The organism is Mycobacterium sp. NGS66 (genome assembly GCF_059812225.1).
Genome location: NZ_JCALCG010000004.1, coordinates 189,508 through 211,882 on the forward strand (window position 1 = coordinate 189,508; position 22,375 = coordinate 211,882).

Annotated in this window: 18 protein-coding genes and 1 pseudogene; 2 read left to right on the forward strand and 17 right to left on the reverse strand. The window is 67.6% G+C overall.

What is annotated here, in order from left to right; genetic code table 11:
• Positions 1 to 40 precede the first annotated feature (40 nt).
• From AC5Y2L_RS10825 to AC5Y2L_RS10885, 13 genes and pseudogenes are all read right to left on the reverse strand, one after another.
• Entirely contained in the window at positions 41 to 1,102 is a 1,062-nt protein-coding gene (locus tag AC5Y2L_RS10825; RefSeq protein WP_499935690.1) for a type III polyketide synthase, read from the reverse strand.
• Positions 1,103 to 1,206: 104 nt separating this feature from the next.
• Positions 1,207 to 2,619 carry an argininosuccinate lyase gene (gene argH / locus AC5Y2L_RS10830; RefSeq protein ID WP_499935803.1) on the reverse strand — a complete coding sequence of 471 codons (1,413 nt, stop codon included), beginning with the start codon at positions 2,617 to 2,619 and terminating at the stop codon, positions 1,207 to 1,209.
• Between the two features lie 73 nt (positions 2,620 to 2,692).
• A complete protein-coding gene (locus AC5Y2L_RS10835) occupies positions 2,693 to 3,889 on the reverse strand; it encodes an argininosuccinate synthase (RefSeq protein ID WP_499935692.1) in 1,197 nt (398 codons plus the stop codon).
• 11 nt (positions 3,890 to 3,900) lie between these two features.
• The gene (locus tag AC5Y2L_RS10840) at positions 3,901 to 4,395 is read right to left on the reverse strand and encodes an arginine repressor (RefSeq protein WP_499935805.1); all 495 of its coding nucleotides are present in this window, start codon (positions 4,393 to 4,395) and stop codon (positions 3,901 to 3,903) included.
• Positions 4,392 to 5,318 (reverse strand): ornithine carbamoyltransferase, encoded by a 927-nt coding sequence (gene argF / locus AC5Y2L_RS10845; RefSeq protein ID WP_499935693.1) that lies wholly within the window; start codon positions 5,316 to 5,318, stop codon positions 4,392 to 4,394. Before argF ends, AC5Y2L_RS10840 begins: the two co-directional genes overlap by 4 nt.
• Entirely contained in the window at positions 5,315 to 6,505 is a 1,191-nt protein-coding gene (locus AC5Y2L_RS10850; RefSeq protein WP_499935695.1) for an acetylornithine transaminase, read from the reverse strand. The genes argF and AC5Y2L_RS10850 overlap by 4 nt, the downstream gene beginning before the upstream one ends.
• Positions 6,502 to 7,380, reverse strand: a complete 879-nt coding sequence (gene argB / locus AC5Y2L_RS10855) for an acetylglutamate kinase (protein WP_499935696.1) — start codon at positions 7,378 to 7,380, stop codon at positions 6,502 to 6,504. The genes AC5Y2L_RS10850 and argB overlap by 4 nt, the downstream gene beginning before the upstream one ends.
• Positions 7,377 to 8,591: a bifunctional glutamate N-acetyltransferase/amino-acid acetyltransferase ArgJ gene (gene argJ / locus AC5Y2L_RS10860; protein ID WP_499935698.1), complete on the reverse strand. Its 1,215-nt coding sequence runs from the start codon at positions 8,589 to 8,591 to the stop codon at positions 7,377 to 7,379. The genes argB and argJ overlap by 4 nt, the downstream gene beginning before the upstream one ends.
• A pseudogene (gene argC / locus AC5Y2L_RS10865) lies at positions 8,588 to 9,647 on the reverse strand (N-acetyl-gamma-glutamyl-phosphate reductase). The gene argJ and the pseudogene argC overlap by 4 nt, the downstream one beginning before the upstream one ends.
• A gap of 157 nt (positions 9,648 to 9,804) precedes the next feature.
• Complete coding sequence (gene pheT / locus AC5Y2L_RS10870; RefSeq protein ID WP_499935699.1) at positions 9,805 to 12,300, reverse strand: phenylalanine--tRNA ligase subunit beta; 2,496 nt, start codon at positions 12,298 to 12,300, stop codon at positions 9,805 to 9,807.
• A complete protein-coding gene (gene pheS / locus AC5Y2L_RS10875) occupies positions 12,300 to 13,343 on the reverse strand; it encodes a phenylalanine--tRNA ligase subunit alpha (protein WP_499935700.1) in 1,044 nt (347 codons plus the stop codon). Before pheS ends, pheT begins: the two co-directional genes overlap by 1 nt.
• Before the next feature lie 125 nt (positions 13,344 to 13,468).
• The gene (locus AC5Y2L_RS10880; RefSeq protein ID WP_499935702.1) at positions 13,469 to 14,266 is read right to left on the reverse strand and encodes a rhomboid-like protein; all 798 of its coding nucleotides are present in this window, start codon (positions 14,264 to 14,266) and stop codon (positions 13,469 to 13,471) included.
• A gap of 9 nt (positions 14,267 to 14,275) precedes the next feature.
• Positions 14,276 to 15,142: an adenylate/guanylate cyclase domain-containing protein gene (locus AC5Y2L_RS10885; RefSeq protein ID WP_499935806.1), complete on the reverse strand. Its 867-nt coding sequence runs from the start codon at positions 15,140 to 15,142 to the stop codon at positions 14,276 to 14,278.
• 262 nt (positions 15,143 to 15,404) lie between these two features.
• Between AC5Y2L_RS10885 and AC5Y2L_RS10890 the strand changes: the two genes are divergently transcribed.
• Complete coding sequence (locus AC5Y2L_RS10890) at positions 15,405 to 16,469, forward strand: oxygenase MpaB family protein (protein WP_499935703.1); 1,065 nt, start codon at positions 15,405 to 15,407, stop codon at positions 16,467 to 16,469.
• Here the strand turns inward: AC5Y2L_RS10890 and AC5Y2L_RS10895 are convergent.
• The 4 genes from AC5Y2L_RS10895 to infC all read right to left on the reverse strand — a co-directional run bounded on the left by AC5Y2L_RS10895 (position 16,440) and on the right by infC (position 18,567).
• Entirely contained in the window at positions 16,440 to 17,237 is a 798-nt protein-coding gene (locus AC5Y2L_RS10895) for a TrmH family RNA methyltransferase (RefSeq protein WP_499935704.1), read from the reverse strand. The genes AC5Y2L_RS10890 and AC5Y2L_RS10895 overlap by 30 nt on opposite strands.
• 13 nt (positions 17,238 to 17,250) lie before the next feature.
• Positions 17,251 to 17,640, reverse strand: coding sequence for a 50S ribosomal protein L20 (rplT, locus tag AC5Y2L_RS10900; RefSeq protein WP_499935706.1), 390 nt, complete (start codon positions 17,638 to 17,640; stop codon positions 17,251 to 17,253).
• An 86-nt stretch (positions 17,641 to 17,726) separates the two neighbouring features.
• The gene (gene rpmI / locus AC5Y2L_RS10905) at positions 17,727 to 17,921 is read right to left on the reverse strand and encodes a 50S ribosomal protein L35 (protein WP_499935707.1); all 195 of its coding nucleotides are present in this window, start codon (positions 17,919 to 17,921) and stop codon (positions 17,727 to 17,729) included.
• Between the two features lie 52 nt (positions 17,922 to 17,973).
• Positions 17,974 to 18,567: a translation initiation factor IF-3 gene (gene infC, locus AC5Y2L_RS10910; protein WP_499935808.1), complete on the reverse strand. Its 594-nt coding sequence runs from the start codon at positions 18,565 to 18,567 to the stop codon at positions 17,974 to 17,976.
• Positions 18,568 to 18,961: 394 nt separating this feature from the next.
• Between infC and lysX the strand changes: the two genes are divergently transcribed.
• The gene (gene lysX / locus AC5Y2L_RS10915; RefSeq protein WP_499935708.1) at positions 18,962 to 22,372 is read left to right on the forward strand and encodes a bifunctional lysylphosphatidylglycerol synthetase/lysine--tRNA ligase LysX; all 3,411 of its coding nucleotides are present in this window, start codon (positions 18,962 to 18,964) and stop codon (positions 22,370 to 22,372) included.
• Positions 22,373 to 22,375: the final 3 nt, after the last annotated feature.

Below are 22,375 nucleotides of genomic sequence, written 5' to 3' on the forward strand. Positions count from 1 at the left end.
ATGCACGGTTACGGAACGCGGGAGAGCTCACCGGCGCGCATCAGTGCCAGCGCAGCAACACGAGTTCCGAACAGAATCCGGGCCCCATCGCAATCATCAATCCTGGGCTTTCGCTCGGGGGTGGTTTGGCGAGGGTGTCACGCAGCACGTGCAACACCGAAGCCGACGACAGGTTGCCGATTTCGCCCAGCGAGCGCCAGGTCAGCTCCAGGGCCTGCGGGGGCAGCTCGAGGCTCTCGTTGATCGCCTCAATGATCTTGGGTCCGCCCGGATGGCTTACCCATGCGCCGATGTCGGTGGTGCTCAGGCCGTGCGCGGCCAGAAAAGTATCGACGTCATCGCGGATGTATTGCCGCACGACAGTTGCCACGTCTTTCGACAGCACCAGCTCGAACCCGGTGGTGCCGATGTCGTAACCCATGGTGCGGAGCGAGTCCGGGTAGAGGTGGCTACACGAATCGAGCACCTCCGGACCGCCGGCGTCCACCTGCTCGGCGCGACGGTCCCCGACGGCGATCACCGCGGCCGCCCCGTCGGCGAACAGAGCGCTGCCGACCAGACCCGCCAACGACGGCTTGTACCCCGGGTAGGTGAGCGAGCAGAGCTCGACCGAGATCAGGGCGGCGACGCCGTCGGGCGCACCGCGCAGATAGTCGTGCATGCGCGCCACACCCGCCGCACCGGCCACGCAGCCCAGGCCGAACAGCGGGAGCCGCCGCACGTCGGGGCGCAGCCCAAGCCGTCCGGCGATGCGGGCATCCAGCGACGGGACCGCCACGCCGGTGACGGTCGTGGTGATGAGCACGTCGAGGTCCTGCGGTCGCAGGCCCGCATCGTCAAGCGCGCCGGTCAGCGCCTCGCAGCCGAGATCGACCGCCTTTTCGATGAAAATCCGGTTGGCCTCGCCGAAGTCGGTCAGTCGCGGATACCGCTCCAGCGGCAGGACCAGGTGGCGAGCGTTGACTTTGGCGCTTGCGTGCAGCTGCCGGACGATGTCTTCGTAGCCCTCGAAATCCGGGATGGCGGCGAAGAAGTCGGTGAGCTCTTTCTGGGAATAGCGATTCGGTGGCAAGGCTCCGAACACGCCTGCGATCACGCTCATTGGTCCCACCCCTTGGTCACGAACATTTAGGCATGAAGGTTCACCCGATCGCTGAAGCTTGAAGTTTAGTCGGCTGGCAACCACCCGGCAAAGTTCGGCAAACGCTAGCGGCGTAGCCGCTCCCTGAGCGCCGCACACCTGGTCCGGACCACCTCCAGCTGGTCAGCAACTCGACTCGGCGCGGTGCCACCGCGGGCGTCGCGGGACGACACCGAGCCCTCGACCGTCAGCACGTCACGGACCTGCGCCGTCAGTTCGGGGCTGATGGCCGCCAATTCGTCGTCGGTCAGCTCCTCGAGTCCGACGCCGCGCTGCTCGGCGGCGCGCACGGCCGCGCCAGCGGCCTCATGCGCGGCCCGAAACGGAACACCTTGGCGGACAAGCCATTCAGCGATATCGGTGGCCAGCGTATAGCCGGCTGGTGCCAGCTCCGCCATCCGCTCGACGTTGAACGTCAGGCTGGCCACCAGCCCAGCCATCGCCGGCAACAGCAACTCCAGCTGGGTTACCGCATCGAATACCGGTTCCTTGTCCTCCTGCAGGTCGCGGTTGTAGGCCAGGGGCTGGGCCTTCAGCGTCGCCAGCAACCCGGCCAGGTTTCCGATCAGCCGGCCGGATTTGCCGCGCGCCAGCTCAGCGATGTCGGGATTCTTCTTCTGCGGCATTATCGAGCTACCGGTCGACCACGAATCGTGCAACGTCACATATCCGAACTCCGTAGAGCTCCACAGGATGATGTCCTCGGCGAGTCGCGACAGGTCGACGCCGGTCATGGCGAACACGAACGAGGCCTCGGCGGCGAAGTCCCGCGCGGCCGTTGCGTCGATGGAATTGTCGGCGGCACTGGCAAAACCCAGATCGGCGGCGATCGCGTCAGGATCCAAACCCAGCGACGAACCGGCCAGTGCCCCCGAGCCGTACGGTGACACCGCCGCTCGGCTGTCGAAGTCGACGATCCTGTCGACGTCGCGCAGCAACGGGTGGGCGTGGGCAAGCAGATGGTGAGCCAGCAGGACGGGCTGAGCGGACTGCAGATGGGTTTTGCCGGGCATGATGGCGGTCGGGTGTGCGGCGGCCTGAGCGGTCAGCGCGTTCACCACGTCCAGCACACCGGCCGCTACCCGGCGCACCGCGTCGCGCAGCCACATCCGGAACAGCGTGGCCACCTGGTCGTTTCGCGACCGGCCGGCCCGCAAACGGCCGCCCAGGTCCGGTCCCACCCGGTCGATCAGCCCACGCTCCAGCGCGGCGTGCACGTCCTCGTCGCTGACCAGCGGGCCGAAGCTGCCGTCAGCGACGTCCTCCGCGAGGCTGTCCAGGCCGGCCAAGAGCCCGTCGCGCTGTTCTTCGGTGAGCAACCCGGCCCGGTAGAGCACCACGGTGTGCGCCCGGGACGCGGTGATGTCGTAGGGCGCCAGCACCCAGTCGAAGTGAGTGGATTTGCTCAGCGCGGCCAGCGCGTCGGCCGGGCCGTCGGCGAACCGCCCGCCCCACAGCGACCCCTCCCGAGTGCTCACCTTTTCCCCGTGAGCAGACACAAAAGCTCCTCTTCGCCCGGCGTGTCGGGTGCTTTTGCGTCTGTTCGCCGGATCACCGCAGGTCCCGTCGGGCGGCGATCTTCGAAGACAGGCCGTGCACGTACACGAAGCCCTTCGACATCGACTGGTCGAAGCTGTCGCCCTCGTCGTAGGTGGCCAGGTTGAAGTCGTACAGTGACTCGGCGCTGCGCCGGCCGTTGACCGCGATGTGGCCGCCATGCAACACCAGCCGGACCTCGCCGGAGACGTGCTCCTGCGTCTTGGCGACGAAGCTCTCCAGCGCGGCCTTCAGCGGCGAGTACCACAAGCCGTCGTACACCAGCTCGGCCCAGCGCTGGTCGGTCTGCCGTTTGAACCGGCCCAGCTCGCGCTCCAGGGTGACGTGTTCGAGCTCGGTATGGGCGGTGATGAGCACCATCGCCCCGGGCGCCTCGTAGATCTCGCGGCTCTTGATGCCGACCAGCCGGTCCTCGACGACGTCGAGGCGCCCGACACCCTGGGCTCCGGCGCGGCGATTGAGCTCCTCGATGGCCTGCAACACCGACACCCGCGTGCCGTCGATCGATACCGGAACGCCCTGTTCGAACCCGACGATCACCTCGTCGGGCGTGCTCCAATTCAGCGTGGGGTCTTCGGTGTAGGCGTAGATGTCCTTGGTCGGCGCATTCCACAGGTGCTCGAGGAAGCCGGTTTCCACCGCGCGGCCCCAGACGTTCTGGTCGATCGAGAACGGCGAGCGCTTCGTGACATTGATCGGAATCGCGTTCTCCTCGGCGAATGCGATGGCCTTCTCCCGGGTCCAGGCGTAGTCGCGGACCGGCGCCAGCACCTCGAGATCCGGTGCCAGCGAGGCGAATCCGACCTCGAACCGGACCTGGTCGTTACCTTTGCCGGTGCAGCCGTGCGCGACGATGCCGCCGCCGTGCTCGCGGGCGGCCGCGACCAGGTGCTTGACGATCAGCGGCCGGCTGATCGCCGACACCAGCGGGTAGCGGTCCATGTAGAGCGCGTTGTTGAGGATGGTCGGCAGGCAGTATCCCTCGGCGAACTCGTCGCGGGCATCGACGACGACGGCCTCGACGGCGCCGCAGTCCAGGGCCCGCTGACGTATCACCTCCATATCCTCACCGCCCTGGCCGAGGTCGATCGCCACCGCCACGACCTCGCGGCCGGTCTCCTTGCCTATCCAGCTGATTGCCACCGAGGTGTCCAGACCGCCGGAGTACGCCAGGATGACTCGCTCTGACATGACCGATCTCCTTACCGAATGTCCTCGAACATGCCAGCGAGTTCCGCACCGGTCATCGGCTCTCGGGCAATCACAAGGATGGTGTCATCACCGGCGACGGTGCCGACGACTTGGGGCAGGGCCGCGCGGTCGATGGCGCTGGCCAGGTAGTGCGCGGCACCCGGCGGGGTGCGCAACACCGCCAGATTGCCGCTGGCGTCGGTGGATACCAGTAACTCGCTGAGCAGCCGCGACATCCGATCGGTGCCCCCGGAAACGCCGCGGACCGGGCTGCCGTCCTCGGGCACGATGTACACGCCACTGCCGCCGTCGGCGCCGCGCAATTTCACCGCGCCCAGCTCCTCGAGGTCGCGCGACAGCGTCGCCTGGGTGACCTCGATGCCTTCGTCGGCGAGCAGCGTCGCCAGTTCGTTCTGGCTGCGCACCGGCACCGACGACAGGATGGCCACGATGCGCGCCTGCCGACCCGCGCGGGTCGGCTCGGGTGCGGCCTTCGACCGGGTCATCGGGACCGCTCCAACAGCCATACCAGCAGCGCCTTTTGGGCGTGCAGCCGGTTTTCCGCCTCGTCCCACACCGCGCTGGCCGGCCCGTCCATCACCTCGTCGGTGATCTCGTCGCCGCGGTGGGCCGGAAGGCAGTGCAGCACAATGGCTTCCGGGTCGGCCAGCCCGAGCAGCCGGCTATTGACCTGAAACGGCCGGAACGGCTTGACGCGGTCCAGGCCGTCGTTCTCCTGTCCCATCGATGTCCAGGTGTCCGTGACGAGCACGTCAGCGCCCGCGGCGGCAGCGTCGGCGTCGGCGGTGAGCGTGACCGAGCCTCCGGTCGTCTTTGCCAATTGCTCGGCCGCGCCGAGCACGCCGGCGTCGGGCAGGAAGCCGTCCGGAGCGGCAACGGTGACATGCAGGCCGGCGGTGGCGCCGCCCAGCATCAGCGAGTGGGCCATGTTATTGGCGCCGTCGCCGAAGTAGGACAACCGCAGCCCGGGCAGCGCACCCTTGCGTTCGGCAATGGTCTGCAGGTCGGCCAGCACCTGGCAGGGATGGAATTCGTCGGAGAGCGCATTGACCACGGGCACGGTCGCGGCCGACGCCATCGCCGTCAACCGGTCCTGCCCGAAGGTTCGCCAGACGATGGCTTCGACGTAGCGGGACAACACTTTTGCGGTGTCCTGCAGCGTCTCGTCACGACCGAGTTGGGTGCTGCGGCCGTCGACCACGACGGCGTGCCCACCGAGTTGCGCGATGCCCACCTCGAACGAAAACCGAGTTCGGGTGGAGTTCTTGTCGAAGATCACCGCGACACCGCGCGGGCCCTCCAGCGGACGACGGCTGAGTGGGTCCTTCTTGAGTTCGGCGGCGAGCTCGAGGACTTCGGCCTGTTCTTCCGGCGCGAGGTCGTCGTCGCGAAGAAAATGCCTAGTCATGAGGGTGCTCCGGCGCGGTCGAGGATGCCTGGCAGGGCGCCGAGGAAGGCCTCGACGTGGGCCTCGGTGATGACCAGCGGCGGCGCCAACCTGATCACGTCGGGAGCGGCCGCGTTGACCAGGAACCCGGCATCGCGGGCAGCGGCCTCGGCGTCCTTGGCCTGCGGCGCGGTCAGCACCACCCCGATCAGCAGCCCCCGGCCGCGCACGTGGTCGATCAGCGGGTGCCCAAGGGACTCGATACCGTCTCTGAGCAGTTTGCCCAGCACCTCGGCGCGCCGGACCAGGTCTTCGGCAGCCAGCACCCGCAGCACGGCCAGGGCAGCGGCGGCGCACACCGGGTTGCCGCCGAAGGTGCTGCCGTGCAGGCCGGGCGTGAGCAAGTCGGCGGCCGGCCCGACCGCCAGGCACGCCCCGATGGGCAGCCCGCCGCCGAGCCCTTTGGCCAGCGTCACCACATCCGGGACGATGCCGTCGTGCTGGTGGGCGAAAAACGCTCCGGTGCGGCCCATTCCGGTTTGCACCTCGTCGAGGATCAGCAAGGCGCCGTGGCGTGCGGTGATCTCGCGGGCGGCGGCGAGATAGCCGTCGGGCGGCACGATCACACCGCTTTCCCCCATGATCGGCTCGAGGAACACCGCGGCGGTGTCATCCCCGACCGCCGCCGCCAGCGCGTCAACGTCGCCGTAGCCGACGTGCGTGACGTCCCCGGGTAGGGGTTCGAACGGCGCTTGCTTGCTGGGCTGACCGGTCAGTGCCAGCGAGCCCATGGTGCGGCCATGGAAAGCTTCTTGTGCCGCAACGAGTTTCGTTCGTCCGGTGAGCCGCGACAGCTTGAACGCCACCTCGTTTGCCTCGGTGCCGGAGTTGCAGAAGAACACCCGGGCTTGCGAGCCGGCGCCCAGCAACGCGACCAGCTCCTCGGCCAGCGCGATACCGGGTTCGGTGGCGTACAGGTTGGAAGTGTGGCCCAGCGTGGAGAGCTGTTGCGTCACCGCCTCGATCACCGCTGGGTGGCGGTGCCCCAGGACGTTGACCGCTATGCCGCCGAGCAAGTCGAGGTAGGTCTTGCCGTCCACATCGGTGACCACCGCGCCCTCGCCACTGGCCAGTGCGACCGGCGGGGTGCCGTAGTTGTTCATCATCACGGCCTGCCAGCGCTGTTGAACGCTTTGCGTATGGGTCATGTGCTTACCACCTTGGTGCCGGTGCCGGCGTCGGTGAACAGTTCCACCAGCACGCAGTGTTTTACTCGACCGTCGATGACGTGGGCGCTGGGAACGCCGCCGTTGACGGCTCGCAGACACGCTTCGATTTTCGGGATCATGCCCGTCTCCAGTGTGGGCAGCAGTTGCGCCAGTGTGGCCGTGTCGATTTCGCTGACCAGCGATTCCCGGTCCGGCCAGTTGGTGTAGAGACCTTCGATATCGGTGAGCATCAACAGTTTTTCGGCTCCCAGGGCTTCGGCCAGCGCCGCCGCGGCGGTGTCCGCGTTGATGTTGTGCACCACGCCGTCGGCGTCCGGCGCCAGGGTCGATACCACCGGAATACGGCGCGCGGCAATCAAATCCAGCACCGCGGCGGCGTTCACCTGGGCCACGTCGCCGACCAGTCCGATGTCGGTGTCCACCCCGTCGACGGTCACGCTGCGCCGCACCGCGGTGAACAGCTGCGCGTCCTCGCCGGTGATCCCGACGGCGTAGGGTCCGTGGGCGTTGATCAGGTTGACCAACTCGCGGCCCACCTGACCGAACAACACCATTCGGGCTACGTCGAGCACTTCCGGTGTGGTGACCCGGAATCCGCCCTTGAAGTCACCTTCGATGCCGAGCCGGCGCAGCATTGAGGTGATCTGCGGCCCGCCGCCGTGTACGACGACGGGATGGATGCCGCAGTTGCGCAAAAACGCCATGTCGGCGGCGAACGCCGCGCGCAGGGTGTCATCGGTCATCGCGTTGCCGCCGTATTTGACCACCACGATCTTGCCGTGCAACTGCTTCAGCCACGGCAGGGCCTCTGCCAGCACCTGGGCTTTGATCTGGGTTGGCACAGCGCGGGTCATGTGCTGTAGGCCGAATTCTCTTCGACGTAGCCATGCGACAGGTCGGTGGTCCGGATGGCGGCTTGACCGTCACCGACATGCAGGTCGACGACGATGTCGATATCCGGGCCGGACAGATCCACCTCGCGCGCGCCGGGAACGCCGACGCCGTCGATGCACACGGCGGAGCCGTTGAACGACACCGTGATTCGATCGGGGTCGAGAGTGACCGGTGCCATGCCGACGGCCGCCAGGACGCGACCCCAGTTCGGATCGGACCCGAATGCAGCGGTCTTGACCAGGTTGTCGCGGGCGACCAGGCGGGCGGCGGTCAGTGCGTCGTCGTCGCTGGCGGCTCCGGTCACCGTCACGGTGATGCGCTTGGTGACGCCTTCGGCGTCGGCTTGCAGTTGCGCGCACAGATCGTCGCAGACGCGCAGCACCGCCGCGTCCAAATCGGCTTGGGGCGGGGCGATTTCGCTGGCACCCGAGGCGAGCAGCAGCACGGTGTCGTTGGTGGAGCAGCTGCCGTCGATGTCGAGCCGGTCGAACGTGCGAGCGGTGGCGCGACGCAACGCTTGGTCGAGTGCCGCATGATCAGCGACCACATCGGTGGTGAGGACGCACAACATGGTGGCCAACGACGGCGCCAGCATGCCGGCCCCCTTGGCCATGCCGCCGACCGTCCAGTTGTCCGGATGGTGCAGCGCAACCTGTTTGGCCACCGTGTCGGTGGTCATGATGGCGTGGGCAGCGTCGTCACCCCCGCCCAGCCCGCCGGCCATCTCGTGCACGATCTCACCGACGCCGGCGAGCACTTTGTCCATCGGCAGCCGGTCGCCGATCAGCCCGGTTGAGCAGACCGCGACCTCGACGGCACCGGTTTCCGTTCCCCAGTCCGACAGCGCGGCGGCTAGTGCCTCCGCAGTGGCATGCGTGTCCTGGAAACCGGCGGGCCCGGTACACGCGTTTGCGCCCCCGGAGTTGAGGATCACCGCGCGCAGCCGACCGGTGCTGAGCACCTGCTGGCTCCACAGCACCGGCGCGGCTTTGACCTTGTTGCGGGTGAACACGCCGGCGGCCGCATAGTCGGGCCCCTCGTTGAACACCAGCGCCAGGTCGCGGGCCCCCGATGCCTTGATCCCGGCGGCGATGCCGGCGGCCCGGAAACCCGCCGGGGCGGTCACACCTTGCGTGCGCACCAGCCTTGCGGCACCTAACGTTTCGGTCACGGCGCCACACCGACAGTTGTGAGGCCCTCGGTCTCCGGCCAGCCCACGGCCAGGTTCATCGACTGGATCGCGGCGCCGGCCGTGCCTTTGACCAGGTTGTCTATCGCCGCGATCGCCACGAAAGTCTCGGCGGCTTCGTCCACCGCGACGGCGATGTGCGCGGCATTGCTGCCGATCACGGCCCCGGTCCGGGGCAGCTGGCCATCCGGCATCAGATAGATGAAAGGCTCAGCGTCATAGGCCTTTTCGTATGCCGCCCGCAACTGTGACAGCGGCGAGGAGGTGCGTGCGGTGCAGGTGGCCAGAATTCCGCGAGAGGCGGGGATGAGCACCGGGGTGAACGACACCGTGACGTCGCGGTCGGTGACGACCCGTAGTCCCTGCGCGATCTCGGGGGTGTGCCGATGTGCGCCCGCGATGTTGTAGGCCCGCGCCGAGCCGATCACCTCCGATCCGAGCAGGTCGGTCTTGGCCGCGCGACCGGCGCCGGAGGTTCCGCTGACCGCGACCACCGTAACCGCGGGTTCGACGAGACCCTCGGCCACCGCGGGCAGCAGCGCCAGCAGTGCCGCGGTGGGATAGCAGCCGGGCACCGCGATGCGCCGCGCGCCGCGCAGCCGCTCACGCGCGCCGGGTAGCTCGGGTAGTCCGTAGGGCCAGCTGCCGGCGTGCGGCGATCCGTAGAACCGCTCCCAGGCGTTCGCATCGGTGAGCCGAAAGTCCGCGCCGCAGTCGATGATCAGCGTTTCCGGGCTCAACTGCTCGGCGAGGGCGGCCGAATGCCCATGCGGTAGGCCCAGGAAAACAACGTCATGCCCATCGAGTGCCGCCAGCTCGGTGGGGTCGACGACGCGCTGCGCCAGCGGCGTCAGGTGTGGATGGTGCTCACCAAGGGTGCTGCCGGCACTGGTCGCGGCCGTCAGCCCACCGATTGTCAGCCGACCACCGGCATATGCCGGGTGTCCGAGCAGTAAGCGCAGGATTTCGCCCCCGGCGTATCCGGTGGCACCGGCAACTGCCACTCGTATCGCGTCGGCCATTCGCCCGATTCTGCATGATTATGCATATATTTGCAAATTCATTCCGATACCGCTCCCGGGACGGGGAACCGGCATTCGCCGAACGTGCTCTCAGGGCGGGAACACGGCCGATTTTCCGCCGTCATTGCACGCTCGGCGCAATGTCACCGGGCCGACGGACCCGCAGAGCAACGCTAGGTCCGCAGCACCGCACCGGCCCGCTCGGCGGCGCAGCGCACGGCGGCATCGCGCGCCGCGCTGGCGTCGTCTTCGGTGAGCGTGCGGTCCGGCGCCCGGAACCGCAGCGCGAACGTCAGCGACTTGCGATCCTCGCCGATCTGCGGCCCGGTGAAGACGTCGAACAACTGAATGTCTTCCAGCAGTTCGCCGGCGCCTTCGCGCACCGCGTCTGCGACGGTCTGGGCTGGCACATCCGACGCCACGACCAGGCTGAGGTCTTGGAACACCGCGGGGAACGGTGACACCGTGGGCGCCGGCAGCGCCTCCACAATGGGGATCGCATCCAGGTCCAGCTCCACCGCGCAGGTGCCCTTCGGCAGACCGGACCGCTCGATCACCGCGGGATGCAACTGCCCCGCATGGCCGACCAACAGTTCGCCTACCAGCACTTCGGCGCACCGGCCGGGGTGCCAGGGCAGGTGTTGTGCCGGCCGAAGGTTCACCTGGACCCCACTGGCGCGCGCGATGATTCGCACCGCCTCGAAAGCATCGGCGGCTTCGACGCGGCGACCGGCGCCCCAGGGACCCCGGGGTTCACGCAATCCGGTCAACACGGCGGCGACGTGCTGCGGCTGGCGGGGTAACGAGGCATCCAACATGGCGATCTCGGCGTCGGTGGGACGGCGGTCCACTGGGACGAGCTCGACGCCGCGAGTCTGCTCGGTGCGCCGGACCACCTGCGCGATGCTGAACAGCGCGACGTCGACGATGCCGCGAGATACGTTGCGCCCCAACGCTTCCAGCAGGGCCGGCAGCAGCGTGGTGGCCAGCTGCGGACGGTCGGCCTCGAGCGGATTGACCACGTTGACCGTGTTGCGTCGTGGGTCGTCGGCGGGCAGACCCCACTGATCGAACACGCCGGCCGGCAAAAACGGTGTCGGCAGGATCTCCACGTAGCCGGACAACGCCAGCGACTTGCCGATCGCTCGTCGGCGTTTCTGCACCGCCGTGAGTCCGCGGCCCGCGGGTGCCTGCGGCAGCACCGACGGGACGACTTCCAGGCCCTCCAGCCGCAGCACCTCTTCGACCAGGTCGGCGGGCTGTCGCAAGTCGGGACGCCAGCTTGGCGGCGTCACCGTCAAAAAGCCACGGGCAGAGGCGCTTTCGGCCACTTCGGCGCCGATCTGGGTGAGTCGGCGTGCCACAGTGCCCACCGGATACGCCACACCGGCGATGCGGTCCGGCAGGTCCGCGGCCATCCTGATAGCCGGCCCGGCCCACTCGGACCGCGGGGGCTCGCCGCGCCAATCAGTCAACGTCGGCGAAATTGTGCCCCCGGCGATCTCGGCGAGCAATCTCGCACACCGGTCCAGAACGGCCACCGAGATGGCCGGGTCCACCGCGCGCTCGTACCGGCGGGCGGCCTCGCTGGGTAGATGCAGCCGCCGCTGGGTGCGCGACACCGCCGCCGGATCCCAGACCGCGGCCTCCAGCAGGACATCGGTGGAGTCGGCGCGCACCTCGGTGCTGGCCGCACCCATCACGCCGCCGATCGCCGCGGTCGCGACGTCGTCGACGATCAGGACGTCGGCCGGATCGAGCTTGCGTTCGATGTCGTCGAGGGTGACGACGGTCTCGCCGGGCCGGGCGAACCGCACGCCGAGACTCCCGGTGATGCGCTTGCTGTCGTGCGCGTGCATGGGATGGCCCAGCTCGAGCATCACGTAGTTGGTGACATCTACCGCAGGAGACGCCGCGCGGATGCCGCACAGCAGCAGCCGGCGCTGCAGCCACCACGGCGTGACGGCGGCGGGGTCGATTCCGGTGACCGGGCGCAGTGCGAAGCGGTGGACACCAGTCTCGGGCTGCACCGTCAACGGCCACGCCTCCCCCTCGACCGGCAACGGCTCCACCACGGCGGGGTCGACGAAATCCAGGTCATAGGCGCATGCGATCTCGCGGGCCAGGCCGCGCACCGACATGCAGTAGCCGCGGTCGGGCGTGATGGCCAGGTGAAAGACGACATCGTCGAGTCCGAGCACCGCCGCACCGTCTGCTCCGGGCACCGCGGTCCCGGCCGGCAGCACCAAGATTCCGGAATGATCGGCGCCCAAACCGAGTTCGGCGGCTGAACAGATCATCCCGTCGGAGTTGCGGCCGTAGGTCCTGCGCGCCGCGATGGCAAATCCCCCGGGCAGGGTGGTACCGGGTAATGCCACCACAACCAGATCGTCGACGGCAAAATTCGTTGCACCGCAGACGATTTCGCGGTCAGCTTGCTCGCCCACGTCGACCCGGCAGGCCCGGATCGGCTTTTTGAACTCGGTGAGTTCCTCGATGGCGGTGACCCGGCCCACGGTCAACGGGCCGTCGACCGGGCCGAGGCTGATCACCTCCTCCACTTCGTGGCCGATACGCACCAGCGTCTCCTCGAGATCGCCGGGGGCCACATCCCAGTCCGGCGCTCCGACGCAGACCACCTCGCGCAGCCAGCTGTACGGGACGCGCATCAGGCGCCCACCCCGAACGGCAACGAGAACCGGACGTCGCCCTCGACCATGTCGCGCATGTCGGGAATGCCGTTGCGGAACTGCAGGGTGCGTTCCAGGCCCATCCCGAACGCGAACCCGGAATAAGCCTCCGGGTCGATTCCCGCGGCCCGCAACACGTTTGGATGGACCATCCCGCAGCCGCCCCACTCGACCCAGTCGGCGCCGCCCTTCTTGTTGGCGAACCACACGTCGACCTCGGCGGACGGTTCGGTGAACGGGAAGAAGTGCGGGCGGATCCGGGTGCGCGCCAACGGCCCGAACTCGGCCCGGGCCAGCGCGTCCAGCGTGCCGCGCAGATGCGCCATGGACAGGCCGCGGTCCACCGCCAAACCTTCGACTTGATGGAAGACCGGGGTGTGAGTGGCATCAAGTTCGTCGGTACGGAAGGTGCGGCCGATCGAGACAATGTAGACCGGCAGCTCGCGTTCGAGCAGGGTGCGCACCTGCACTGGCGAGGTATGGGTGCGCAGCACCTGCCGAGAGCCCTCGGGTGCGATGTAGAAGGTGTCCTGTTCGCTGCGTGCCGGGTGGTCGGGAGGAAAGTTCAGCGCGTCGAAGTTGAACTGCTCGGTCTCGACCTCCGGCCCCTCGGCCAGTTCCCATCCCATGGCGACGAAGGTGTCGGCGATGTGCTCGGCCAAGATGGTGATCGGATGCCGGGCGCCGGCCGGTTGCCGCGTCGACGGCAGCGTGACGTCGATACCTTCGGCGATCAGTACCGCCGCGTCACGTTCCGCCCGCAGGGCAGCCAGCCGTTCGTCATAACTGTGCTGGGCCTCGGCGCGGGCGATGTTGACACGCTTGCCGGCGTCGGCGCGCTGCTCCTTCGGCAGGGTCGCCAGTGCCTGCCGCGCCAGCGCCAACCGCGAGCGGTCACCAAGATGGTCGGTCTTGACCCGGGCCAGCGCGTCCAGGTCGCCGGCGCGCGCGATCGCCAGCTGCGCGGCGTTGACCGCCTCGGCCAACGCCTCGGGCGACAAATCGACGGGTTGATCCCACACGCGGCGGACTTCTCCTTGGCTGACGAGGCTGTTCCGGACGACCCGCATCGACATTGACGGGGCAAAGATGTGCCGGTTGGATTCGCCCGATCATAGGCGATTCGGTGTTGCCGTTCGGCGCGCTGCTACGGACCGGTCAGCGCGGCGGGCACCGGCGCAGCCAGCGCCGGGCGACGGAGCCTGGCCCGTCGGGCGATCGTGTACGCCACCAGCGAGCCCGCCACGCCGCATCCCAGCACGGCAGCCATCGACCCCCAGTGGTGGGCCAGCATCAAGAAGCCGAACCCCGAGGCGTTGGCCAGCATCAGCAGCCGCATCCACGTCCAATGCCCTGGACGACGGAACCGCGATGCCACCAGCACGCCCAAGATCAGTGCGACCGCATGGCCGGCGTTGGTGAATTCACCGCCGACGACCCCGGCGGTCAAGGCCGCCGCGATCCACCAGCCCACCCACGCCGGCCGCCAGCGCGGCGAAATCGCGGCCGTCAGCGCGCCCAGCACCGCCAGTGCGCCGTAGCTCATTCCGACATCGCTGGTGCGGGTGATGGACCACGGCACCCAGCCAAGCTCCACCGCCGCCGCCAGAGCTGCGAGCACCACGAGCGTCGCGCCGATATGGCCGACGACGAACGCCACCATCAGCCGGATGGTGTGCAGATGCAGTTCGGCCAGCGCAAGCAGACACGCCAGAAATGGCATCCAGAAGTACAGCGGACCAGCCTCGACGACAAGCGCGCTGTTCAGCAACGTACTGAGGTGTCCGTGCGACAGATTGTGCAAGTTGGTGCTGGCCCGCTGAATGATGCGGTCATGCGTCGCCGGGTCGACCATGAGGATTACGGTGCTGACCGCGACCAGAATTGCCATATAACCGACGGTGAACCGCACCCGGGCAAGCCTGGTGAAGATGCCGTAGATCATCGCGTACAACTATGCCTCTGCGTTTGTTTCGGCAGGATCATCTGAGGTTAAGAACTCCCTACGAGTTTTGAGGCGGTATATCGCCAGGTCCGCCGGAACACCGGCGGCTTTGTGTGCGAACGGCGGCTTACGCGCGCGCTTGGCGACGATGCCCAGCTCGTCCAATTCGCTTTGGGGTATCAGGTCCAGGGTCGCGCTGGAGACCATGATGCCACCTTTGGTGGCCCGTTCCATGACGCGGGCGGCGATGTTCACGTCAATACCGAGCCAGTCCGAACCGAGCCGTTGCGGCCGGCCGGTGTGGATTCCTACCCGCATTCGGGGTGTGTAGCCGTTCACTTCCACCGACTTCAACGCCTCGTTGGCGGCACATACGGCCCGCACGGCGACCAGCGGATCCCGGAATACCGCCATCAGGCCGTCGCCCAGCCGTTTGACGATATGTCCGCCCGCGTCCAGCAGTGGCGTCTCGACGGCCCGGGCAACTTGACGCAACAGCGTGAGCGCGGCGTCGTCGCCGGCCTCCAACGACCACGTCGAGAACCCGACCAAGTCGGTGAAAACCAACGTGACTTCCGGATTCGCCGGCTTGCGAGACACCGCCTCGGTCAGCGCCTGCCACAACTGCAGCACGCCCAGGCTCACCTCCCGCGATGCGGCATCGCGATCGCCCAGTAGCCGATCCGCTGCGCGTGCCGCGGCTCGCGGGCCTCCTTCACCCGCGGTGGACAGTGGGTCGCCGAAGTCCGGATCACCGGGCAACAGCCGTCGCGCCCGCCGGACGAACGCCACGACCCCGGGACTGTGATTGGTGGCGCGCAACCAGCCCGCCCGAGAGCGTCGTTGCGGCGTCGGTGACGCCAGCGCAGTGCCCACCTTTTCAGACCCGCCGGAATCCGTATCCTCAGGTCCGACTCCCACGACCGCCAAGGGTAGGCGGTTGCCGCTGAACCAGGCAACGACGACCGGCACGGCCGCGTCGCAACTCGCTGCGTATAGCCTGCTCAGGCCGCGATCTGAGCCTCGTCACACCCGTCGCCGGGCGGTGGTCAACACGAGCGTCCGCCACGCGCCGAAATCATAGACAACGCACGTTGTCAAAGTTATCGTGAGCGGCATCGGGAGTAGGAGGCCAGCGATGACAACGACGTCGATCTCACCCCAGGCCACATCCGCGCTGTCGGCGCAACCACTCGGACCGGATTCGCTCACCTGGAAGTACTTCGGTGACCTGCGCACCGGAATGATGGGCATGTGGATCGGCGCCATCCAGAACATGTATCCCGAGCTGGGCGCGGGCGTCGAAGAGCATTCGATCCTGCTGCGTGAGCCGCTGCAGCGGGTGGCCCGCTCGGTGTACCCGATCATGGGCGTGGTCTACGACGGCGACCGCGCGGCCGAGACCGGTCAGCAGATCAAGGGCTACCACCGCACCATCAAGGGCGTCGACGCCGCGGGTCGCCGGTATCACGCGCTGAACCCGGAGACGTTCTATTGGGCTCACGCCACCTTTTTCATGCTGGTCATCAAGGTGGCCGAGTATTTCTGCGGCGGCCTGACCGAGGCCGAGAAGCGCCAACTGTTCGACGAGCACGTGCAGTGGTACCGGATGTACGGGATGAGCATGCGGCCGGTGCCCAAGTCGTGGGAAGAGTTCCAGGACTACTGGGAGCGGGTGGGCCGCGAGCAGCTGGAGATCAACCAGGCGACGCTGGACATCTTCAATATGCGCATTCCCAAGCCGAAGTTCGTGCTGCTGCCCACGCCGCTATGGGACCAGCTGTTCAAGCCGATGTTCGCCGGACAGCGCTGGATCGCGGCGGGCCTGTTCGAACCGGCGGTGCGGGAGAAGGCGGGAATGCGCTGGACGCCGGGCGACGAAATCCTGCTGCGGCTGTTCGGCAAGGTGGTCGAACTGGCGTTCCTGGCGGTTCCCGACGAGATCCGGCTGCACCCGCGCGCGCTGGCCGCATACCGCCGCGCCGAGGGACGAATCCGTAGCGACGCGCCGTTGATCGAGGCGCCCGGGTTCGTGGCGCCGCCACCCGACCGCCGCGGATTGCCGATGCACTACGTGCCCCCGGGTTCGCACCCGTTGGCCAATCCAGCCAAGTTCCTCATCGAGCGTGCCGGATCACTCGTACACGGCACGCTGTCGATTACCGGCCTGCGATCAGCGCGAGGGCGCAGAAGGGCCGCGTAGCGCCCGCGCGCTCTGATACAGACAGATGGCCGCGGCCGCGGCCACGTTCAGGCTCTCCGCGCCGCCGAACATCGGGATGCGTACCCGGTGGTCTGCTTGCTCGGCAATTTCGGCCGACAACCCGTGTGCTTCGGGCCCGAACAGCCATGCCGTCGGCTTGGCCAGTAGCGGCTGGGCGTCGTCGAGGCACGTTTCGCCGTCTACCGTGCTGGCCAGCACCTGCAGGCCCGCCGCGCGCAACTCGGTGAGCGCGGCGAGTGGGTCCGGCTCGACTACGACGGGGACCGAGAAGATGCTGCCGGCCGACGCGCGCAAGCACTTGCCGTTATAAGGGTCGACGGCGTGGCCGCCGAGCACCACCGCCCCGGCGCCCATGGCGTCGGCGACGCGGATGAGGGTGCCGGCGTTGCCGGGTTCGCCGATCTCGACGGCGACCGCGACCAGCCGAGGTGGGCCGGCCAGCACGTCCGCGAACCGGGTCGGCGGTTTGTCGCAAACGGCCACCAACCCGGTCGGGGTAACGGTGTCGGACAGCGCTTTCGCCGCCCGCTCGGTCACCAGATGCACCGGCGAATCCTGGCCCGCCAACACCGACGCGTGCCGCTGGGCCGCGGACTCGGTGACGAAAATGTCGCGGACCAACCCGCGCGCCGCCGCGGCGCGAACCAGGTTGGGGCCCTCGGCGAGAAACCGTCCGGCACGTCGCCGACCGACATGGCGATGCAGTTTGGCCGCCGCGACCACCCTGGCCGAGCGTTCGGTGAGCACTACACGGCCGGTACTAGGCGGCCTCTCCGGACGGTGCATTGACGTCGTCGGGAAGCGCCGCGCGGGCAACATCCACCAGCGCGGTGAACGCCGCAGGATCGCTGATGGCGATGTCGGCGAGGTTCTTGCGGTCCACCTCGACGCCCGCGGCCTTGAGGCCCTGGATCAGCCGGTTGTAGGTGATGTCGTTGGCGCGCGCGGCCGCGTTGATCCGCGAGATCCATAGCTTGCGGAACTCACCCTTGCGCGCACGACGGTCGCGGTAGGAGTAGTTCAGCGAATGCAGTTGCTGCTCTTTGGCTTTGCGGTAGAGCCGGGATCGCTGGCCGCGATAGCCTTTGGACGCCTTGAGGATGCTGCGCCTCTTCTTGTGGGCGTTGACTGCCCGCTTCACGCGTGCCATGGATGTTCCTACTCTCGGTCGAACGTCCGGACCTGTTCGGACGTGATGGGCAAGGTATGACGCTGTGCGCAGCGCCGGTCAGCTGGTCAGCCGTTCAGCAGGGCGTTGACCCGCTTGGTGTCGTTGGCCGAGACGGCGGTGCGGCCGTCAAGCCGCCGGGTGCGCGTGGTCGGCTTGTGCTCGAGCAGGTGCCGGCGGTTGGCTTTCTGGCGAACGATCTTTCCGGTGCCGGTGCGCCGAAACCGCTTCGACGCCCCGCTGTGGGTCTTGGCCTTGGGCATGTTTCCTCTGCTTGTCAGGTTCTGGAATGGTTGTCGGTTTTCGCTGCGGTACTCAGTTCGGTGACGGTGTCGTCTCACCGGCGCCGGGTCCGGCCACCGGTCCCTCGGGGTGCCGCGCCCGGGCGCGGGTCTTGGCGCCCCGGTGCGGTGCCAGCACCATCGTCATGTTGCGTCCATCCTGCTTGGCCGAGGTCTCCACGAAGCCGTAGTCGGCCACGTCGGCCCCCAGCCGCTGCAGCAGTCGATAGCCCAGCTCGGGCCGGGACTGCTCGCGTCCGCGGAACATGATGGTGACCTTGACCTTCGACCCGGCCTCGAGGAAGCGGACCACGTGGCCCTTTTTGGTCTCGTAGTCGTGGTCGTCGATCTTCGGCCGCAGCTTCTGTTCCTTGACGACGGTCTGCTGCTGGTTCCTGCGGGATTCGCGCGCCTTCTGCGCCGCCTCGTACTTGTACTTGCCGTAATCCATGATCTTGCAGACCGGCGGTCTGGCGTTGGGGGCAACTTCGACAAGGTCGAGGTCGGCGTCCGCGGCGACGCGGAGTGCGTCTTCGATACGCACGATGCCTACCTGCTCCCCTCCCGGGCCAATCAATCGGACTTCAGGTACGCGGATGCGCTCGTTGACGCGGGTCTCAGTGCTGATGGGGCCTCCCCTGCTCGGGTTCTTCTGGTCTTTTGTCGTGACCAGAGCCAGGGATCGGCCAGAAACGCATCGGGAGCCAGTGGCGGAAATACCACACCATCAGCAAAAAAGCCCTGCACAAGCAGGGCCCAATGCCGACCGGTCGCGGCTTGAACGCTCAAGCCGCCTGCGCAACGCGCAGGACGGGCGCCACAGCTGCCCGTGACCGGACCGCATGGCCGTGCCGAAGCCTCTCAACCTCAGAATCTTCTCTTGGCATGCGGTGGGAGTGGGACTCCACTTAACTTCCCTGGCCTTTGCCGGGATGGTCGCGCAGGACAGTCTAGCAGCACAGGCCCCGACAGCGTTGCTGACGACGGGTCCGCGAGCCCACCGAACCGGTGCTCGACACAGGATGCCGGTGCGCAGGTTGGTACGCTTGGCCAGTCTTGGCCGTTCGCCAGCGATTTCACGGTTTGAAGGAATATTCTCGCGGTCTGTGACACTCGCATCGACCCGCACGAGGGCTAGTCAGCCGACCTCCCGGCTCCATTGGGTGCCGGCGGCGGCCGGCTGGACCGTCGGCGTCATTGCCACCGTGTCACTGATCGCCAGCGTGTCCCCCCTGCTGCGGTGGCTCATCCATCGTCCGCGGGAGTTCATCAACGCCTACTTGTTCAACTTCCCGGACACCAGCATTGCCTGGTCATTCGTGCTGGCGCTGCTGGCCGCCGCGCTGACCGCCCGCAAACGGATCGCCTGGTTGCTGCTGCTCGGCAACATGGTCTTCTCCGCCGCCTTGAACATCATCGATCTAGCCCAGGGCGGCAACACGCCTGCCGAGAACTTCGGCGAATCCCTGGGCTGCGCTTTCCACGTCGTCGCGGCCGTTTTGCTGGTCCTGAGCTATCGCGAGTTTTGGGCCAAGGTCCGCAGGGGCGCGCTGTTCAAGGCCGGGGCGGTGCTGGTCGCCGGATGGATGATCGGGATCCTGTTGTCCTGGGGCCTGGTCGAGATGTTTCCCCGGACGCTCGCGCCGGAGGATCGGTTCCTCTATGTGGTCAACCGGGTGGTCGGCTTCGCCGCCGTACCGCACGACCAGTTCACCGGCAAGCCACCGGTGTTCCTCAACGCGATCTTCGGGTTGTTCGGCGCATTGGCGCTGATCGTGGCGGCAATCGTGCTGTTTCAGTCCCAGCGCGCCGAAAACGCGCTCACCGGTGAGGACGAATCCGCCATCCGCGGGCTGCTCGAATTGTGGGGCCAGAACGACTCACTGGGGTACTTCGCGACCCGTCGGGACAAGTCGGTGGTGTTCGCGCAAAGCGGCCGCGCCGCCGTCACCTATCGCGTCGAGGTGGGTGTCTGCCTGGCCAGCGGCGACCCGATCGGCGATCCGAGGGCCTGGCCGCAAGCCATCGACGCCTTCCTCGGCCTATGCCAGACCTACGGCTGGGCCCCGGGCGTCATGGGCGCCAGCTCGGAAGGCGCCAAGGCTTACCGCGAGGCCGGTCTGAACGCGCTGGAGTTGGGTGACGAGGCGATCTTGCGGACCTCGGACTACAAGCTGTCCGGGCCGGAGATGCGCGGGGTGCGCCAGGCCGTGACGCGGGCGCGCCGGGCCGGCCTGACGGTCCGCTTCCGGCGGCACCGCGACATCCCGCCCGACGAGATGGCGGACACCATCGCCCGCGCGGACGCCTGGCGCGACACCCAAACCGAGCGGGGCTTTTCGATGGCGCTGGGCCGCCTCGGCGATCCGGCCGATTCGGACTGCCTGCTGGTGGAAGCGGTGGATCGCGACGACCACGTGGTCGCGATGCTGTCACTGGTGCCCTGGGGACATACCGGCGTCTCCCTGGACTTGATGCGTCGCTCACCCCAGTCCCCCAACGGCACCATCGAACTGATGGTCAGCGAGCTGGCCCTGAACGCGGAAAAGCTTGGCCTCACCCGTATTTCACTCAACTTTGCGGTGTTTCGATCCGCGTTCGAGCAGGGTGCCCAACTCGGTGCCGGCCCGGTGGCGCGACTATGGCGGGGCTTGCTGCTGTTCTTCTCGCGGTTCTGGCAGCTGGAAGCGCTGTACCGCTCGAACATGAAATACCAGCCCGAGTGGGTACCGCGGTACGCCTGCTACGACGATGCCCGGCTGATGCCGCGGGTAGGGGTGGCCTCGGTGATCGCCGAGGGTTATTTGGTGTTGCCGTTCAGCCGGCGCAACAAGGAGCACACCGGTCACCACCCGGCGGTGCCGGCGCGGCTGGCCGAATCCGGCCTGCTGCATCACGACGGATCCGCTCCCGACGTGAGCGGGCTGCAGGAACAACGCGGCGTGGTCACCGAGGAAGAGCCGAAATCACGGTTGCCCGAACAGGTTCGGGTGCGCCTCACCAAGCTGAAGACGTTGCAGCGCACCGGCATTGACGCCTACCCGGTGGGAAGTCCGCCGAGTCACACCATCGCCCAGGCGATCGACGCGGACGACAAGGACGACGTCTCGGTGGCCGGACGCATATTGCGGATCCGCGACTACGGCGGCGTGCTGTTCGCCGACTTGCGTGACTGGTCCGGTGAAATGCAGGTGCTGCTGGACAATTCACGCTTGGAGCACGGCCGCACACGCGATTTCACCGCGGCCATCGACCTGGGAGACCTGGTCGAGATGACCGGCCACATGGGCTTCAGCAAGAACGGCAACCGCTCGTTGATCGTGCGACGTTGGCGGATGATCGGTAAATGCCTGCGGCCCTTGCCGAACAAATGGAAGGGGCTCACCGACCCGGAGGCCCGGGTACGCAGCCGATACGTCGACTTGGCGGTCAATCCCGAATCCCGCGAACTGGTCACGGCCCGCAGCAGCGTGTTGCGTTCGATCCGAGAAACGTTGTTCGCCAAGGGTTTCATCGAAGTCGAGACGCCGATCCTGCAACAGATTCACGGCGGTGCCGCGGCTCGGCCGTTCGTGACACACATCAACACCTACGACATGAACCTGTTCTTGCGCATCGCGCCGGAGCTCTACCTCAAGCGGCTCTGCGTTGGCGGTGTGGAGCGGGTGTTCGAGCTGGGCCGGGCCTTCCGCAATGAGGGCGTGGACTTCAGCCACAACCCCGAATTCACCTTGCTTGAGGCCTACCAGGCGCACGCCGACTACATGGTGTGGGTCGACGGCTGTCGCGAACTCATTCAGAACGCCGCCGAAGCCGCCAATGGCTCGCAGACGGTGATGCGGTTGCGCACTGACGGGTCGGAGCGCGCCGAGCCCGTGGACATTTCCGGTGTCTGGCCGGTGAAGAGCGTGCACGAAGCGGTATCGGAGGCGCTCGGCGAGGAAATCGACGCCGAAACCAGCCTGACCACCCTGCGCAAGCTGTCCGACGCCGCGCACATTCCCTACCGCAGACAGTGGGACGCCGGCGCGGTGGTCCTCGAGCTCTACGAGCACCTGGTCGAGGACCGGACCGAGCACCCGACGTTCTACATCGACTTTCCGGCTTCGGTGTCGCCGCTGACCCGGCCGCACCGCAGCAAGCCCGGCCTGGCCGAGCGATGGGATCTGGTGGCCTGGGGCGTCGAACTCGGCACCGCCTACAGCGAACTCACCGACCCGGTCGAGCAGCGGCGCCGGCTGCACGAACAATCCCTGCTGGCCGCCGGCGGCGATCCGGAGGCCATGGAGCTCGACGAGGACTTCCTGCAGGCCATGGAGTACGCGATGGCGCCCACCGGCGGGCTGGGGATGGGCGTCGACAGGCTGGTGATGCTCATCACGGGTCGCAGCATCCGCGAGACGCTGCCCTTCCCGCTGGCGAAGCCGCACTAGACG

Bases quoted from the DNA above. Each gene is read 5' to 3' on its own strand.
- AC5Y2L_RS10825 (WP_499935690.1), bottom strand. From the start codon at position 1,102: ATGAGCGTGATCGCAGGCGTGTTCGGAGCCTTGCCACCGAATCGCTAT.
- AC5Y2L_RS10835 (WP_499935692.1), bottom strand. From the start codon at position 3,889: ATGTCAGAGCGAGTCATCCTGGCGTACTCCGGCGGTCTGGACACCTCG.
- AC5Y2L_RS10840 (WP_499935805.1), bottom strand. From the start codon at position 4,395: ATGACCCGGTCGAAGGCCGCACCCGAGCCGACCCGCGCGGGTCGGCAG.
- argF (WP_499935693.1), bottom strand. From the start codon at position 5,318: ATGACTAGGCATTTTCTTCGCGACGACGACCTCGCGCCGGAAGAACAG.
- AC5Y2L_RS10850 (WP_499935695.1), bottom strand. From the start codon at position 6,505: ATGACCCATACGCAAAGCGTTCAACAGCGCTGGCAGGCCGTGATGATG.
- argB (WP_499935696.1), bottom strand. From the start codon at position 7,380: ATGACCCGCGCTGTGCCAACCCAGATCAAAGCCCAGGTGCTGGCAGAG.
- pheT (WP_499935699.1), bottom strand. From the start codon at position 12,300: ATGCGCGTCCCGTACAGCTGGCTGCGCGAGGTGGTCTGCGTCGGAGCG.
- AC5Y2L_RS10880 (WP_499935702.1), bottom strand. From the start codon at position 14,266: ATGATCTACGGCATCTTCACCAGGCTTGCCCGGGTGCGGTTCACCGTC.
- AC5Y2L_RS10890 (WP_499935703.1), top strand. From the start codon at position 15,405: ATGACAACGACGTCGATCTCACCCCAGGCCACATCCGCGCTGTCGGCG.
- rplT (WP_499935706.1), bottom strand. From the start codon at position 17,640: ATGGCACGCGTGAAGCGGGCAGTCAACGCCCACAAGAAGAGGCGCAGC.
- rpmI (WP_499935707.1), bottom strand. From the start codon at position 17,921: ATGCCCAAGGCCAAGACCCACAGCGGGGCGTCGAAGCGGTTTCGGCGC.
- lysX (WP_499935708.1), top strand. From the start codon at position 18,962: ATGCCGGTGCGCAGGTTGGTACGCTTGGCCAGTCTTGGCCGTTCGCCA.